The following is a 15,342-nucleotide window of genomic DNA, read 5'->3' on the forward strand; positions in this document are numbered from 1 at the left end:
GCCCCGGTGCTCCGCCGCCCGCCGCCGGCGTCAGGGCAGCGCGGCCGCGACCTTGAGGTCGGCCAGGAAGCCGGCGTACGCCGCGTCCCGGTCGGGCGCCCGCAGGATCGCCGACGGATGGACGGTCGCCACGTAGAAGGCGCCGTCGTGCCGGGGGACCGGCTCGCCCCGGTGCCGCGTCACCTTGAACGAGGGGCCGAGCAGGGCGCGGGCGGCGGTGGCGCCCAGCACCACCGTCACGGCGGGGTCCACCAGCCGCATCTCCGCCTCCAGCCAGGGACGGCACGCGTCGATCTCGCCGGCCGAGGGCTTCTGGTGGATCCTGCGCCTGCCGCGCGGCTCGAACTTGAAGTGCTTCACGGCGTTGGTGACGTAGACCGCCTCGCGGTCGATCCCGGCCTCCTCCAGCGCCCGGTCGAGCATCCTGCCCGCCGGTCCGACGAACGGAGCTCCCCGCAGGTCCTCCTGATCGCCCGGCTGCTCGCCGACGAGCATGAAACGGGCATCGGGAACGCCGTCCCCGAACACGGTCTGGGTGGCCTCGCGGAAGAGATCGCATCCCTCGCAGTGAGCTGCGGCTTCCCGGAGTGAGGACAGGCTCACCTCGTCCGGAAGGAATCGCTCTGCTCCGATGTTTCCCATGCTGGGTCGCTTCCCCAATAAGGTCGGCTGCGAACACCCGGGGAGGTCGTAGCCTCGAACCACGAGGACTGGAGGAGCCTTGACCGCACACGGCCTGATCGACACGACGGAGATGTATCTCCGCACGATCTTCGAGCTCGAGGAGGAAGGCATCGTGCCGCTCCGCGCTCGCATCGCCGAGCGGTTGCAGCAGAGCGGCCCGACGGTCAGCCAGACGGTGGCCCGGATGGAGCGGGACGGCCTGGTCAAGGTGGAGGGGGACCGGCATCTCAGCATGACCGATCTCGGCCGGACGCTCGCGATCAGGGTGATGCGCAAGCACCGGCTCGCGGAGTGCCTGCTGACCCAGGTGATCGGCATGCCGTGGGAAGAGGTGCACATCGAGGCGTGCCGCTGGGAGCACGTGATGTCGGAGTCGGTGGAGACCCGGCTCGTCGGCCTCCTCGACAACCCTCAGGTGTGCCCGCACGGCAACCCGATTCCGGGGCTCGCGGAGCTGGGGGTGACGCAGTCCGGTATGACCAAGGATGAGATGGTGTTGCCTATGGTGGCGGTCGCCGGGCCGGTGCAGATCCCCGTTGTAGTGCGCCGAATCAGCGAACAAGTGCAAAGCGATCCGGCCCTGATGCTTAAACTCAAGCAAGTTGGGATACAACCCGGACGCGAGGTGACGCTCGCGGCGAGCGACGACGGTGTACGGGTGACAGGTGATGGTGGGGCGGGGAGCACGGTCGTGGAGCTTTCGCGCGACGTCGCCGCTCACGTTTTTGTCACCAGACGATGACGGAAAGAGTTGTGCCTGGTTGAATCCCATAGGGAGTCCCTCGTTTCCCGCGACCAAGCCCTTGCAGGAGCGCCCGTGCCCGGCATAGCGAAGCAGCCAAGCAGCGGGGTGGTCGTGGAATGAGACGCTGGGGAGATCTGTCCCAGGACGCCGACGATCATCTGACCGCCGGTTCGGTCCTCGATCACGCCGAGATGGCGGTGGTCGTCACCGACCGCTTCAGCAACGTCCTGTACTGGAATCCCTTCGCCGAGCAGCTGTTCGGCAGGGTGGGCGTCCCGTCGGGCAGGGAGTCCCTGATGTCCCTCGGGATCATGGAGAAGGACCACCCGCTCGCCGTCGACCTCGCCAAGCACGTGCTCCGGGGCGGGGTGTGGGAGGGCACGTTCGACGTCGTACGCGGCGACGGCAGCGTGATCTACGTGCGGGCGCAGGCCGTGCCGCTGCGGCATCCCTCCGGGTCCGTCACCGGCATCGTGATCACCGCTCGTGAGGCGATGCGCAGCAACGAGCGCGAGAAGGACCGGTTCGGCCTGCTGGAGCGCATCGGCGAGCGGCTCGCAGGCTCCCTCTACATGGAGGAGACGCTCAACCGGGTCGCGGAGATGCTGGTCCCCCAGTTCGCCGACCACTGCTTCATCGAGCTCGTCGAGAGCGACCGCCTGGTGCGGAAGGTCTCCACCCACGTGCACGGCTGGACGCCCCCGCCGGACACCTGGAAGCCCGTCGGCGCCGAGATCAGGTACCCCTCCGGCCACTACGCCGACACCGCCCTGCGCCGCCAGGAGACGATCCTGGTCGAGGACTTCTCCCAGGTGAGCTACCCGGCCCCCAGCGAGGGCGCGGCCCGCGTCTGCGGCGAGGTGGGGATGACCTCCGCGATCGTGGCCCCGCTGTGCGTGCGCGGGGAGACCCTCGGCCTCATGTACCTCGGCATGTCGAACCTCACCGACCGGCGCTCGCCCCACTACGACACCTTCGACCGCGACTTCGTCGGCGCCATCGCCACGCGGGTCGCGCTCGCCGTGGACAACGCGCTGCTCTTCGAGGAGGAGCGGCACACCGCCGAGTCGTTCCAGAAGCATCTGCTGCCGCGCGAGCTCCCGTCGCTCGACGGCCTGGAGATCGCCGTCCGCTACTACCCGGCCGCCCCGCTCGCCTCACACGGCCAGGGCATCCAGACGCAGGTGGGCGGCGACTGGTACGACGTGATCCCGCTGTCCGCCGGTCGCGTCGGCATCGTGATCGGCGACGTCGAGGGCAGGGGCGCCAAGGCCGCCGCCGTCATGGGGCAGCTCCGGGCCGCGCTCAGGGCGTTCGCGCAGGACGACAAGCCGCCCGCCGACATCCTGGCCAGGCTCGACGAGTGGACCAGGGTGGTCGCGGCCCCCGAACGCGACGACTTCGGCGCCGACATCACCAACCCGCCGATCGTCACCTGCCAGTACATGGTGTACGACGCGTGGTCGCGTCAGCTGTCCTTCGCCAACGCCGGCCACGCCCCGCCGCTGCTGATCGTCGACGGCAACGTGACCGAGCTGGACATCCACGAGGTGGGCCAGCCCCTTGGGGTCCGCGCGTCGGGCATGCACGCCGACCTGGTCTACAAGGAGGAGACGCGGGTCCTGCCGCCGGGCGCGACCCTGCTCCTCTACACCGACGGCCTCGTCGACCGCCGCCCCCCGCGTGACGCGGAGGGTGCGGCGCCCAGCGACGACGAGACGCTGGGAGTCCTCTGCGAGAAGCTCGCCAAGATCTCCAACGATCCGGTCGAACGCATCGCGGACTTCGCGACCGTCGCGGTCCCGGGGGAGATCGACGACGACATGGCGATCCTGGTGGTCCGGTCGGTCGGGACCGAGCTGGAGCTGGAGGAACGCACCTTCCCCGCACAGCCGATCATGGTGAGCGAGGCGAGGCGGATGGCCTCCGAGGCGTTCGCCGGCTGGCAGGTGCCCGACGAGCGTGCCGAGCTCGCCTGCCTCCTCGTCTCCGAGGTGGTCACCAACGTCGTCCTGCACGCGGCCAGCGCGAGCGTGCCGCGCCGCGAGCTGGCCCTCGACGGGCCTCCGCTGCCGTTCGACGAGTCGTGGGACGTGCCCGGCTTCGAAGAGGAGATCGCCGGCGACAAGGAGTTCACCCTGAGGCTGCGCCGGGGCAAGGAGTCGATCTGGGTCGAGGTCTTCGACCAGGACCTGCGCCTGCCGCGCATCCGCAGCGCCGGGGAGAACGACGAGGGCGGGCGCGGGCTCTACCTGGTCGACCAGCTCGCCCGGCGCTGGGGCTCCCGCCCGACCCGCGAGGGCAAGGCCGTCTGGTTCGAGATCCCCATCGGCGGCCGCTAGGCCGGTGCCCCGGAAAGGCCTGGGGCGGCGTCCGGGACAGAGGCCGGCGCGGGTGCTTAACTCGTGAGCATGGAACTGGCCTACCAACGGCGCGGGGCGGGGCCGCCTCTGGTGCTGCTGCACGGCATCGGCCATCACTGGCAGGCCTGGGAGCCCGTCCTCGGCCTGCTCGCCGGGACCCGCGACGTCATCGCGGTCGACTTTCCCGGCTTCGGAGCCTCGCCACCGCTGCCGGCCGGGACGCCGTACAACGCCGAGACCCTCGCGGACGCGATCGAGACGTTCTGCGCGGAGCTGGGGCTGCGCGACCCGCACGTCGCCGGCAGCTCCCTGGGCGGCTACGTCGCGCTCACGCTGGCCGCACGCGGCGGCGTCCGCACGGCTGTCGCGCTGTCGCCGGCCGGCTTCTGGTTCGGGCCCGAGGCGGCGTACGCCCGCGGGGTGCTGCGTGTCATTCGCGGAATGACCAGGGCGCTGCCCGACGCGCGTCCCGAGGCGGCCGGTGGGGGCACAGCGCCGACGACGGGGCGGAGGTCGGCCGTGACCTCCAGCCTGGTCAGGGCGGCGGTGGAGTCATTCGGAGGGAAGGTGTCGGCGAGGATGCTCGTGGCCAAGCCCTCCCGCATGACGCCCGAGGCGCTGCTGGCGGCGGCGTACGCCCTCCGCGACGCGCCCGGATTCGACGAGACCCTCGCGTCGTTCAGGGAGACGGGGCCTCCGGGCCGTCCGAAGGTGCCGATCACGATCGCGTGGGGCGAGCACGACCGCATCCTGCTCCGCCGCCAGGCCGTCCGGGCGGCGAGATGGTCGGAGCAGCGGGTCAAGATCCTGCGAGGTTGCGGCCACATCCCCATGAGCGACGCGCCGGAACTGGTGGCCGGTGTGCTCCTGACCGGCAGCTCCGCCGCCTGAGCCTGGCTCCGTCGTCTGAGCGGCAGAGTCGCGTGCGCCGCCCCGCACGGCGTGGGTGCGTCAGCGCTGGGTTTGGGTGTAAACGGCCAGCATGACGACAACGAAGACGATCATGACGCCGGTGTAGGCGACGGGGCCGAATCGGAGCATCCTGCGGACGCGGTTCAGCCCCCACGCGAACAGGAACGCCAGGAAGACCAGCAGGACCAGCCCGCCGTTGTCCATCGCCACCGCCTCGGAGCCGGATGCCTGCATGCCTGCCCGCCCGGTGAGGGTCCGCCCGGCGGCCGGAGGCGCCGCCGGGAGCCTCCGCAGACCAGTATGCGCCCGCGACGTCCCCGGCGCGCGGCGCCGGAGTGCCCGCCCCCGGCGCCGGCCGGTGCGGGGCCAAGGGAGGACCGTCCCCCGTACGGGCACGGCGTGCCGCGCGGCACCGGCCGGTGCCGTGGCAAGGGGAGAGCGGCCCCGGGCGCGGGCAGCTCAGGACTCGAAGAAGCGCTTGAGCACCGGGACGACCGCCTTGGGGTCGGCCACGTGGCCCTGGCTCTCGATGACGACGCGCTCGGCGCGGGGCAGGACCTCGGCGACGGCGTCCGCGGCGTGGTCGAAGAAGCCGGGGGCCAGGCCGCCCATGTTGGGGTCGGGCATGCCGCCGGTGGCCACCAGCACCGGCTGGCTCACCTTCGCGAGCCGGTCGACCGGCGGGCTGCCGTCGTTCAGGCACGCCGCGTCGTAGGCCAGCGTGCGGGCGTTGGCGATCAGCTCGGGCCACATCGGCGAGCTCCGCGCTCCCCGGACGTCGTCGTCGGAGGAGCCCGCCAGCCGCATGAACAGCTCGAAGGCGTCGTCCAGGCGATCTTGGGCGAGCAGTGCGCCGAGCTTCTCGGTGTACTCGCGGTGCCGCTCCTGGACGCCGGGCGAGACGTCGTAGGGCACCTCGTACACGCCGATCTCGTCGATCGGCAGCCCGGCCGCCGCCGCCTCCAGCACCAGGGCGCCGCCGGAGGACACGCCGTACAGGTGGGCCGGCCCGCCCGCGTGCTCGATGAGCGCCGCGATGTCCTCGAACTCGCGCTCGACAGCGTACGGCTGGGTGTCGCCGCTCTCGCCGCGGCCGCGCCGGTCGAAGTTGTAGACGGTGAAGTGCTCGCCCAGCGCCACGGCGAGCGGTGAGTTCTCCGAACGGTCGACGGCGCCTCCGCCGCCGACCAGGATCACGGCCGGCCCGTTTCCGAGACGTTCGTACGCGATCGGCGTGCCGTCCTCCGACGTGACACGACTCATGCGCGGCCTCCTGAAACAAGAGTGGGGGACGAAGGCGGGGCGGCCGGCGTCCGACGGCGGCTCAGAAGCCGAACGACCGGCCGATGATCTCTTTCATGATCTCGGTGGTACCGCCGTAGATCGTCTGCACGCGGCTGTCGAGCCAGGCCTTCGCCACCGGATACTCCAGCATGTAACCGTAGCCGCCGTGAAGCTGGACGCACCGGTCGATGACCTTGTTCTGCAGCTCGGTCGTCCACCACTTCGCCTTGGCGGCGTCGACGGCCGTCAGCTCCCCGGCGTTCAGTGCGAGGACGCACCTGTCCACGAAGAGGCGGGCGATGTCGACCTCGGTGGCCAGCTCCGCGAGGACGAACCGGGTGTTCTGGAACTGCCCGATGCTCCGGCCGAACGCCGTGCGGTTGCGGCAGTACTCGATGGTCATCTCCAGCACCGACTCGGCCGCCGCCACGGCGGCGACGGCGATGGACAGCCGCTCCTGCGGCAGGTTGTTCATGAGCTGGACGAAGCCCTGGCCCTCCTCGGGGCCGAGCCGGTTGGCCACGGGCACGCGGACGTTGTCGAAGAAGAGCTCGGCGGTGTCCTGGGCGTGCATGCCGACCTTCTCCAGGTTGCGGCCGCGGGTGAAGCCCTCCATGCCGCGCTCGGCCACGAGCAGCGTGATGCCGCGCGCCCCCGCCGCCGGGTCGGTCTTGGCCACGACCACGACGAGGTCGGAGTTGATCCCGTTGGTGATGAAGGTCTTCTGCCCGTTGACGACGTAGTGGTCGCCCTCGCGGACGGCCGTGGTGCGCACCCCCTGCAGGTCGCTGCCGGCCCCCGGCTCGGTCACCGCGATGGCGGTGATCAGCTCGCCCGACGCGAAGCCCGGCAGCCAGCGGCGCTTCTGCTCGTCGTCGGTCAGGTCCACCAGGTACGGCGCCATGATGTCGTTGTGCAGCGAGAAGCCGAGGCCGTTCGCGCCGATCCGGATGATCTCCTCGACGATGACGGTGTTGTAGCGGAAGTCGGTGATGCCCGCCCCGCCGTACTCCTCGGGGACGGAGAAGCCGAACATGCCCAGCTCACCGGCCTTCTTCCACACCTCGCGGGGGACGATGCCGTCCTTCTCCCACTGGCCGTGGTGGGGCGCGACCTCGCGAGCCAGGAACTCCCTGACGGTCTCGCGGAAGAGGTCGTGTTCCTCGTCGAAGAGGTCTCGCCGCATCGGGTACGCCTTCCGGGTCAGAGATGGCTGCCGCGACCAGAATACGATTCTGGTGGATGCCGGGTCGATCGCCCCTGGCCTGGGCATCGGCCTCGCTCGGTCACAACTCCGCCACCATCGTGGTATCTGCCCCTTTGGTGCCACCTGTTCCCTCTAAGATCAGGCTTCGGTTTGGTGTATGTGCCTGTGGGGTAAGGCTTCGCGATCGGAGCGTGCGGTGGTTCGGTGGAGATCGGGGCGGCGCGGGATTCTCGCCGCCGCGGTGAGCGTTGCCGGAGGGATGCTCCTCACGCTTCCGCTGACGACGGCGAGGGCGGAGACCGTCGCGGTCGACCTGAACTATTCGTGCACCGGAGCCGCCGGAAGCGTGGCGCCCACCCCGGTGAACCTCAAGGTGACGCTCACCCTGCAGACGGCGCTCGGCGTCGGCCAGCCGCTTGACGTCCGGTGGGGCGTCGCCTACCGGGACGGCACCCGGTTCCTGTCGCCCGAGCTCCTCCAGCCCGGCGCGCGGCTGTCGGCGACCGGCACGGTCGGGGTCAACGGCGCGATGTGGAACGGGCAGCTCGACTCGCTCGGCTCCAAGGACCAGGAGCTGCTCGCCGACGGCGGCCCCCTGGCGCTGCCCGAGCTGATCTCCGGTGCCGTGTCCACCACCGAGGCCGGGACGATCGAGATCATCCCGCAGAAGCTCGTGGTCGACTTCACCCCGCCGGCGTCGGAGACGGTCGTCAACGACGACAACACCGCGGTCTCGTACGTCGGCACGGACTGGACCGACTACAACGACCGCGACCTGAACTTCAACGACCTCGGGCGGGACGTCCACGCCAGCGAGGTCGTGGGTGCGGAGACGACGTTCGCCTTCACCGGCACAGGCGTCGACTTCATCAGCGAGCAGGACTACCGGGCCGGCCAGGTGCACTTCGACATCGACGGCAAGGCCGGCATCCCGGCCACGGCCGACGCGTCCAAGAACGCCGACGGCACCCCCGTGGTGGTGGCCAACCAGGGCAACCACACGCTCTGGGGCATGCGCGGCCTGCCGTACGGGCCGCACAAGCTGACGGTGAAGAAGCTCGACGGCAAGTGGGCCATGGTGGACGGCTTCCGCGCCGTCACCGAGGAGCTGCTCAACCCGCCGAAGCAGCTCCGGGCGGTGTGCAAGCCGGTGAAGAAGCCCACCGCGATCCGCGTGACCGTCGGCGGCGGCAGCACTCCGCCGACCAGCCCGTCCGGCTCGCCTGACGGCTCTCCCAGCGGCACGCCGTCCGTGACGCCGACCGGCACGGGGACGGGCAGCGCGACGCCGACCGGCTCCGGAACCCCGACCCCGACGCCCTCGCACACGCCTGTGGTCACGGTGTACGTCCAGGGCAGCCCCACGCCCACGGCGACGACGACGGTGACGCTGACCGCGACGCCGACCGTTGCGCAGGTGAAGGTGACGCCCAAGGGCGGGGCGCAGACCGGTGAGGCACCGGAGCGCATGTCCGCGTCCGGGCCGCTGCTCGTCGGCTCAGGCAGCGTCCTGCTGGTGATCGGCGTGTTCAGCGGTCTGACACTGCTGAGGCGCAGGGCGGCGCACTCCGGCGACCGGCCGACCGTCTGAGGGGGACGACGACGATGAGCTCAACTCCCGGCCCAGGCGGCACGCCAGAGAACGGCATGCCCGACGGCACCCCCGCGAACGGCATGCCCGACGGCATCCCCGCGACCGCCGGCACTCCCTCGGGCGCCGGTGGTTCCGCGAGCGGCGCCACGCTCGCGAGTGGTTCCACGCCCGCGAGCGGTTCCACGGCCGCGAGCGCCGTTAGCCCCGCAGGCGCGCAGCGCAAGAGACGGCCCATGCCGCAGCCCGTCCTGGCGACACTCCTGATCGGCGGGTCCTTCGGCGGGATCGTGGCCATCATGGTCGGCATGCTCGCCGTGCTGTCCCCTCCCGCGTCCGACCCCCAGGAGCCCCTGCCTGGACAGGTGAACGTGCAGAACGCCGACCGGATGGCGGCCTACCTCCCGCCGACCGTCGGCCCGGGCGGCCCCGGCGTGCCCCTTACGGCGGCCGCCCCGACGGCCCCGCCGCCGGACCCGGTGCTCCAGCCGTTCCCCCCGCTCGCGCTCACGACCACCACCGCTTCGTCCTCGTCGTCGCCGCTGTCGTCCTCCTCGAAGGCTCCGAAGGCCCCCGCCAAGGTCCCCGGCCGGCCGGTGAAGATCCGGATCCCGGCCATCGGGGTGTACGCGTCGGTGGGCCAGGTCGGCGTGGAGAAGTCCGGGGAGATCCAGGCGCCTCCGCTGAGCCGGCCCAGCCTCACCGGCTGGTACCGCCTGGGCCCGGCTCCCGGCGACCAGGGCCCCGCGATCATCCTCGGCCACGTCAACACCAAGAAGGGCTCCGCGGTGTTCAGCCGGCTGCGCGAGCTGAAGCGCGGCAACAAGATCGCCGTGCTGCGCGCCGACGGCAAGACGGCGATCTTCACGGTGGACGGCATCGAGCAGGTCGGCAAGTCGACGTTCCCGACGAAGCGGGTCTACGGCAACACGGTCACCGCCTCGCTCCGCCTGATCACCTGCGGCGGCGTCTTCAACGCCAAGCGGCACAGCTACACCGACAACATCGTCGTCTACGCGACGCTCACCTCGACCAAGGGCAAGTGACTGGCTGAGCGTTCACGGGCGACGCCTTCCCCCACGGCGCCGCCCGCCGGCTCAGGTCACCCCGGTCTCGGTCACCCCGGCCTCAGTCCTCCGTGCTTACGTCCCCCGCCGAGGGTGATCACATCGTCGGGCTCCGCCGGGCCGGTGGTCCCGCCCGCCTCGTCCGCGCCGCCTGCCGGATGGCCGCCGGGTCCTCGCCGTACGCGCGCCGCGGAAAAGCGCTGGGCGAGCAGCGTGCCCGCGACCCCCGCCACGACGGCGAGCACCAGCATGTACGGCTGTCGCAAGGGTGAGGAGCCGACCTCGGCGGGCACCGCGGCGCGCGCGGCGGGGCTCGCCGCCGCCGTGGCCGTCGCCGGCGCCATGGCGGCCGGCCGGGCCGGTGCCACGGTCATGGCCGGCGTCGGGCCCGGGACCACGTTCACCGCCTTCCACGGGAAGCCCGGCGGCTTCACCGCACCCCAGTAGTCCGTCACATCGATGCCCTCCGGCGGCGGGAACATCGGCGGCGACAGCGTCAGCCCGCCGGGCACGGCCAGCGTCCCGATGTCGTACGGCGCGAACTCCCCCTGAAGGCTCTCCACGTGCCAGCGGCCCGCGGGCACCTTGACGGTGACCGCGTAATGGCCGGGCTCGGGGAGGGACGTGCCCTCGTACGTGAGCCTCTTCCCGTTCTCCCCGGTCAGCCGCAGCCCGGTCACGACCGGCTCCACGGAGGACCCGTAGATCGGATGCGTCCCGTGCTGCAGCACCCAGTAGCCGATCGTGTAACCGATGTCGGGCTTCACCGCGGGCGGCAGCGGGTCGAGCTCCGTCACCGCCCACGCGCCGGCGGACGCGGGCGAGGCCGTGGCGAGCACAGTCACGAGCGCCGTTGCCAGCACCGTCATAAGTGCCGCCACGGACATGGCGACGGCCGCGCCGAGCATCGCGAATAGTCGTTTCATATACACCTCCGGTTCTCCTTACACCGCCGAAACGTGGGAGGTTCCTGAGCGTTTCCTGACATATGCGGCCTTTGGGCGAAGACGACGGTCAACTCCTGGAAGACTGGGGCCCACGTGATCGCGACGGCCGTGATGGGGAGACAAGCCGTGCCCAAGCTCAGTGCCCGGCACCGCAGTGCCCGGCACCGCATCGCATCGAGAGCCGCGGCGGCGGGTGCCGCGGTGGCGTCCGCCCTGGTGGCGTGGCCGGTGCTGGCGTTGGACTCGACGAGCACCGTCATGTACTCCTGTACGGCCCTGGGCCGCACGGGCTCCGCGACGTACCCGGTCGACGTGGTGCTGCGCGCTCCCGCCGGTCCGGCCGCCGGTCAGGCCGTCCAGGTCACCTGGCAGATGGCCGCCGCTTCTCCCAGCGGCGACGGCCAGGCCCTGGTCGCGCCGACGGGCATCGCCACGAGCGACGTCCTCGTCGCCGAGGGGCTGATGGAGGTCACCGGAGCACCCCTCACCGGAGAGACGGGGACACCGACGCCGACGCCGAGCGACGGCATCTCCGACACGCCCACGCCGACGCCGAGCGACGGCACCTCCGACACACCCACGCCGACGCCGAGCGACGGCACCTCCGACACGCCGACGCCGACGCCGAGCGACGGCACCTCCGAGACATCGACGCCGCCGTTCACGGACGGCCCCTCGGAGCCGTCCACGCTTGGGGAGAGCGAGTCGACGTCCCCGTCGGTCACCGACTCCGCGACCGGCGTCTCCGCGACACCCGGCGGCGCGATCACGCTGACGCCTGCCGGGACGGCGACGATGGCGAGCCCTTTGACGTCCGGAGCCACGCTGTCACCGATCCCGGACCTGGTCGTCACGCTGACGCCCACGGTGGAGGGCACCGTCGGGATCGCGGCGGGCGACTTCACCATGCGGCTGGTGACACAGGGGGCCACCGTCACGCCGGACCTCTACACCTGCACGCTCCCGCCGTCCGCGTCGCGGGCCTCCATCGCGATGACCGTGCTCGCGTCGGGTTCCCATACCCCTGAGCAGACGCCCACCGACTCCGGCTCTCCCACAGCGACCGACACCTCGACAGGCACGTCCACGGAGACGGCGACCGCGTCGGTCACCGAGACCGTCACCACCACCGTCTCCGCTACGGTGTCGAACACGGTCTCGCATACGGTGTCGAACACGGTGACCGCCGAGGTCTCCCTGACTCCCCTGGGCGGCGCGCAGACCGGCGGCGGGGGAGAGGTGGGCCCCGACGGCAGGCTCCTGGTGCTGGGCGGCATCGCGCTGATGGCCGCGTCCGCCTCCGGAGGCCTGCTGCTACGCCGCTTCCGGCCGGGCGCGTCGCGGACCGGCGGGTGACGTGATGGCAAGACAAAAGGCGAAGTGGTGCGGGGTGGGTGCTTTGTCCATAGGATCTCTACCTGAGCGTGACCGTATGCTGGGATGCTGGTACGCCTGTTACTGCGGAGATTCTGAATGGGAGAGAAGCCAGTGCTGAAGTCCAACGCGCGCGGCCGTATCGCCAGAAGGGCCGCCGCGGCCGGAGCGGTCAGCGCGGGTGTCCTCCTCGGCGGCCTGTGCGCGGTCGGTGCGAGCGCGGACACGAAGACCGTGAGCTACACGTGCACGCCGGGGTCCGGAAGCACCGCGACCGCCTACACCGGCGCCTTCACCGTCACGCTGACGGGGCCGGTCGCCACCGCCACCGTGGGCACCGCGTTCACCGCCACGCTGACGATCGCGGCGCCCGCGACGGCCCCCCTTCCCGCGCCGAGTGCCATCGGCACGGGCAAGGCGCTTCAGCTCGTGCCCTCCGTGGTGGCCAGCGTCAGCCCCACCACGGCGAGCACTCCGGCCATGGGCACTCCGACGGCTACCGCGCCGGTGGCGAGCATGACGGCAGGCGCTTCGCTTCCCCCGCTTCCGGTCGCAACGATCACAGTCACGCCGTCCACCGGTGCCACGTCCATCGTCCTGACGGCGAAGGACTTCACGCTGAACCTCGTCGACTCGACGGCGACCGGGACGGGGACGCCCGCGCTGCTCTACACGTGTCAGATCGCCACCGGCGCCACCCCCGCGGCGGCCACGATCCCCGTCGCGGCCTCAGGGAGCGCGTCGGCGAGCAACTCGGCGAGCACGACGCCGACGCCGACGGCCTCCACGCCGCGGCCGACGCGGACGGTCTACGAGACGGTCACCGCCAAACCGAGTAAGACCAGGAACGGACAGGTCACCCATACGCCGGGCGGAGGCGCCGCGACGGGCGGCGGCGGTGAGATCGGGCCCGACGGGCGGGTACTGGTGCTCACCGGCACCGGGCTCATGCTCGCCGCGGCGACCGGTGGTCTCATGATCCGGGCCCGGCGCCGGCCGGTGCGGCACTAGGACCGGCCATGACCACGCCGCCGCCTGGACAGTTCCCTCCGGGGCAGCCCGGCCCGCCCTACGGACCCTTCGATCCGAGGATGCAGGGCTATCCCCAGCCGGTGTACGGCCAGCCGATCTACCAGCCGGTCATGCTGCCGCAGGCGCAGCAGCCCCCGCCGGAGCCGGAGAAACCCCGGCCAGGCGGCACCCAGGCCCTTCGGGGGGTGCTGATCCTCGCGGCTGTGGTCGGCCTGGTCACAGTGGTCATCGGATTCGTCTTCATGGCGAGCTCCCCCGAAGAGTACGAGCCTTCGGGCCGTTCGGTGCTCGCACTGGGCGCCCAAGGAGGGCTGCCCCCCACCGTGGGCCCGGGCGGCCCGGGACAGCCGCTGACGCAGGCGGCCGCCACGGCACCGCCTCCCGCTCCGCCTGCGCCTCCGGCGCCGCCGATGCAGCCCTCCACGCCCAAGCGCCTGATCATCTCCAAGATCGGCGTCAACGCCCCGATCAAGTCGGTCGGCACGGACCGGTTCGGGGCGATCGAGACGCCGCCGATCAACAACCACAACCTCGTGGGGTGGTACCGCGGCGGCCCCACCCCCGGCGAGGCCGGCCCCGCGGTCATGCTGGGCCACAAGGACACCACGACACGCAGCGCGGTCTTCAGCCGCCTGCACGAGCTGCGGTACGGAGACAAGTTCGAGGTCGTCCGGATGGACGGCACCGTGGCCGTCTTCCAGGTGGGCGGGATCGAGCAGGCCAACAAGACGACCTTTCCCACCAACCGCGTGTACGGCCCGGCGGCCAACGCCGAGCTGCGCCTGATCACGTGCGGGGGCACCTACAACCGGGCGACCGGTCATTATGTGGACAATGTCATCGTTTACGCGACGATGATCGGCACGCACCTCGCGAACCGCTGATCCTGAGCACCGGCGGAGTCCCCGAAGGGGTCGTGGCCGGCGGTCTGTGAGGCTATCGTCTCTTCGACCGATCATGAGGAGGGCCCGTGGGCTGGTTCTCGAATCTCCTGCTGCCAGGCCGCTTGCGTACGGGACCGACGGCGTTGCTGCCCGCGCGGCCGGACCCGAAGACGCTGCTGGCGATCGCGCAGCTCGCCGACCCGGACGCCCGGGCCGACCACGACGACGTCGTCGTGGGCGGCTCCCGGATCCATCCACCCATGGAGCTGACCGGAGACCTGCTGGCCAAGCTCGGCGTGGAGGGCGAGGAGCGGCTGTGGGCCTGCCGCGTCGCGGCGGACGGGCCGCTTCCGGTGGACTTCTTCGACAAGAGCATCGCCGAAGGGCTCGCCTACCGGCTGGGCGGCTGGTCCCTGTGCCAGGGCGAGCCGATCGACCCGGCCGAGGACGGGCGGCGCGACCCCGTCGTCTACCTGCCGTCCGCCCCCTCTCCGGAAGAGGTGCTCCCGGTGCTGGCGGAGCTGCTCCGTCCCGCCGCCGGCACCGGCGGATGGCCGGACGGCGAGCTGGTGGACGGCATCGTGCACGTCCCGGTGAACCGCGGCAGGGTGGCCGACGTGTACGCGGGGGCCGACCTCATGGTCACCGTCGAGGAGGGGCACAGCATCCCGCCCGTCGCGCGGGCCCGCTGGCCGTACCTCACGGAGATCGCCGTCGCGAGGATCTCTCCCGTGGAGACCCAGGCGGCCGAGGCGGTGGCCGCCGACTCGGGAGAGGGCGCACAAGACCCGGCGGTCGCCGGTGACGAGCGGGCCGAAGAGCGGATCGCCACGCTGCCCGAGGACGCGACCGAGCCCCAGGCCGAAGACCGGCTCGAAGGTGAGCCTGAAGGCGCGCTCGGGCTGGAGCCCGAGACGCGGGCCCGGACCTCCGCCGAGCACCAGGCACAGGACCAGCCGGGGGAGCAGGCGGACGACCGCGCCGAGGACGAGACAGGCGGCCAGGCGGAGGACGGGACGCCGCTGCCGGGCCGTACGGCTCCCGCCACCGGGCAGGAGCTCCTGGAGCGCGGGACGCTGGCCATGGCTCTCGCGCAGCGGCTCCAGGGCATCGCCGGCGACGGCGGATACTTCCAGCTCGCCGAGCCCGCGGACGTCCTTCCCGGGAGGTACGCCTGAGCCCGCCACCCTCGCCCCTGAGCCGCCGAAGACGAGAGTTCTGATGTAGCCTCTGAGTAACCGAACAATGCTCG

The 15,342-nt window shown here is 71.6% G+C and carries 14 protein-coding genes; 9 read left to right on the forward strand and 5 right to left on the reverse strand.

Annotation, left to right across the window (positions count from 1 at the left end; all coding sequences use genetic code 11):
• Nucleotides 1-30: 30 nt before the first annotated feature.
• On the reverse strand, nt 31-642 hold the full coding sequence (locus tag AB0B72_RS10135) for a UdgX family uracil-DNA binding protein (protein WP_367738263.1): 612 nt from the start codon (nt 640-642) through the stop codon (nt 31-33).
• 79 nt (nt 643-721) lie between these two features.
• Between AB0B72_RS10135 and AB0B72_RS10140 the strand changes: the two genes are divergently transcribed.
• The 3 genes from AB0B72_RS10140 (at nt 722) to AB0B72_RS10150 (ending at nt 4,683) form a co-directional block, all read left to right on the forward strand.
• On the forward strand, nt 722-1,426 hold the full coding sequence (locus AB0B72_RS10140) for a metal-dependent transcriptional regulator (protein WP_367738264.1): 705 nt from the start codon (nt 722-724) through the stop codon (nt 1,424-1,426).
• A gap of 119 nt (nt 1,427-1,545) precedes the next feature.
• The gene (locus AB0B72_RS10145) at nt 1,546-3,771 is read left to right on the forward strand and encodes a SpoIIE family protein phosphatase (RefSeq protein ID WP_367738265.1); all 2,226 of its coding nucleotides are present in this window, start codon (nt 1,546-1,548) and stop codon (nt 3,769-3,771) included.
• Nucleotides 3,772-3,840: 69 nt separating this feature from the next.
• Entirely contained in the window at nt 3,841-4,683 is an 843-nt protein-coding gene (locus AB0B72_RS10150) for an alpha/beta fold hydrolase (protein ID WP_367738266.1), read from the forward strand.
• A gap of 60 nt (nt 4,684-4,743) precedes the next feature.
• Here AB0B72_RS10150 and AB0B72_RS10155 read toward each other — a convergent pair whose 3' ends face one another.
• The 3 genes from AB0B72_RS10155 to AB0B72_RS10165 all read right to left on the reverse strand — a co-directional run bounded on the left by AB0B72_RS10155 (nt 4,744) and on the right by AB0B72_RS10165 (nt 7,174).
• Nucleotides 4,744-4,938: a hypothetical protein gene (locus AB0B72_RS10155; RefSeq protein ID WP_367738267.1), complete on the reverse strand. Its 195-nt coding sequence runs from the start codon at nt 4,936-4,938 to the stop codon at nt 4,744-4,746.
• Between the two features lie 225 nt (nt 4,939-5,163).
• On the reverse strand, nt 5,164-5,967 hold the full coding sequence (locus AB0B72_RS10160; RefSeq protein WP_367738268.1) for an alpha/beta fold hydrolase: 804 nt from the start codon (nt 5,965-5,967) through the stop codon (nt 5,164-5,166).
• Nucleotides 5,968-6,028: 61 nt separating this feature from the next.
• Complete coding sequence (locus tag AB0B72_RS10165; RefSeq protein ID WP_367738269.1) at nt 6,029-7,174, reverse strand: acyl-CoA dehydrogenase family protein; 1,146 nt, start codon at nt 7,172-7,174, stop codon at nt 6,029-6,031.
• A gap of 262 nt (nt 7,175-7,436) precedes the next feature.
• Between AB0B72_RS10165 and AB0B72_RS10170 the strand changes: the two genes are divergently transcribed.
• Together AB0B72_RS10170 and AB0B72_RS10175 are read left to right on the forward strand one after the other, a co-directional pair.
• Nucleotides 7,437-8,786: a hypothetical protein gene (locus AB0B72_RS10170; RefSeq protein WP_367738270.1), complete on the forward strand. Its 1,350-nt coding sequence runs from the start codon at nt 7,437-7,439 to the stop codon at nt 8,784-8,786.
• A gap of 14 nt (nt 8,787-8,800) precedes the next feature.
• Entirely contained in the window at nt 8,801-9,832 is a 1,032-nt protein-coding gene (locus AB0B72_RS10175; RefSeq protein WP_367738271.1) for a class F sortase, read from the forward strand.
• A gap of 71 nt (nt 9,833-9,903) precedes the next feature.
• On the opposite strand, the gene AB0B72_RS10180 is transcribed toward AB0B72_RS10175, so the two are convergent.
• Complete coding sequence (locus AB0B72_RS10180) at nt 9,904-10,779, reverse strand: hypothetical protein (protein ID WP_367738272.1); 876 nt, start codon at nt 10,777-10,779, stop codon at nt 9,904-9,906.
• A gap of 147 nt (nt 10,780-10,926) precedes the next feature.
• Here AB0B72_RS10180 and AB0B72_RS10185 point away from each other — a divergent pair, with 147 nt between their 5' ends.
• The 4 genes from AB0B72_RS10185 (at nt 10,927) to AB0B72_RS10200 (ending at nt 15,268) form a co-directional block, all read left to right on the forward strand.
• Nucleotides 10,927-12,156, forward strand: a complete 1,230-nt coding sequence (locus AB0B72_RS10185) for a hypothetical protein (RefSeq protein ID WP_367738273.1) — start codon at nt 10,927-10,929, stop codon at nt 12,154-12,156.
• Nucleotides 12,157-12,273: 117 nt separating this feature from the next.
• Nucleotides 12,274-13,185: a hypothetical protein gene (locus AB0B72_RS10190; protein WP_367738274.1), complete on the forward strand. Its 912-nt coding sequence runs from the start codon at nt 12,274-12,276 to the stop codon at nt 13,183-13,185.
• Between the two features lie 80 nt (nt 13,186-13,265).
• Nucleotides 13,266-14,090, forward strand: a complete 825-nt coding sequence (locus AB0B72_RS10195) for a class F sortase (protein WP_367738275.1) — start codon at nt 13,266-13,268, stop codon at nt 14,088-14,090.
• Nucleotides 14,091-14,176: 86 nt separating this feature from the next.
• On the forward strand, nt 14,177-15,268 hold the full coding sequence (locus AB0B72_RS10200; RefSeq protein ID WP_367738276.1) for a hypothetical protein: 1,092 nt from the start codon (nt 14,177-14,179) through the stop codon (nt 15,266-15,268).
• The last annotated feature ends 74 nt before the right edge of the window (nt 15,269-15,342 follow it).

This window comes from Microbispora sp. NPDC049125 (assembly GCF_040802045.1).
Lineage (GTDB): Bacteria > Actinomycetota > Actinomycetes > Streptosporangiales > Streptosporangiaceae > Microbispora.

Excerpts from the sequence above, each read along its gene's own strand:
- AB0B72_RS10135 (WP_367738263.1), bottom strand. The coding sequence starts at position 642 with ATGGGAAACATCGGAGCAGAGCGATTCCTTCCGGACGAGGTGAGCCTG.
- AB0B72_RS10145 (WP_367738265.1), top strand. The coding sequence starts at position 1,546 with ATGAGACGCTGGGGAGATCTGTCCCAGGACGCCGACGATCATCTGACC.
- AB0B72_RS10150 (WP_367738266.1), top strand. The coding sequence starts at position 3,841 with ATGGAACTGGCCTACCAACGGCGCGGGGCGGGGCCGCCTCTGGTGCTG.
- AB0B72_RS10155 (WP_367738267.1), bottom strand. The coding sequence starts at position 4,938 with ATGCAGGCATCCGGCTCCGAGGCGGTGGCGATGGACAACGGCGGGCTG.
- AB0B72_RS10160 (WP_367738268.1), bottom strand. The coding sequence starts at position 5,967 with ATGAGTCGTGTCACGTCGGAGGACGGCACGCCGATCGCGTACGAACGT.
- AB0B72_RS10165 (WP_367738269.1), bottom strand. The coding sequence starts at position 7,174 with ATGCGGCGAGACCTCTTCGACGAGGAACACGACCTCTTCCGCGAGACC.
- AB0B72_RS10175 (WP_367738271.1), top strand. The coding sequence starts at position 8,801 with ATGAGCTCAACTCCCGGCCCAGGCGGCACGCCAGAGAACGGCATGCCC.
- AB0B72_RS10180 (WP_367738272.1), bottom strand. The coding sequence starts at position 10,779 with ATGAAACGACTATTCGCGATGCTCGGCGCGGCCGTCGCCATGTCCGTG.
- AB0B72_RS10190 (WP_367738274.1), top strand. The coding sequence starts at position 12,274 with ATGGGAGAGAAGCCAGTGCTGAAGTCCAACGCGCGCGGCCGTATCGCC.
- AB0B72_RS10195 (WP_367738275.1), top strand. The coding sequence starts at position 13,266 with ATGCAGGGCTATCCCCAGCCGGTGTACGGCCAGCCGATCTACCAGCCG.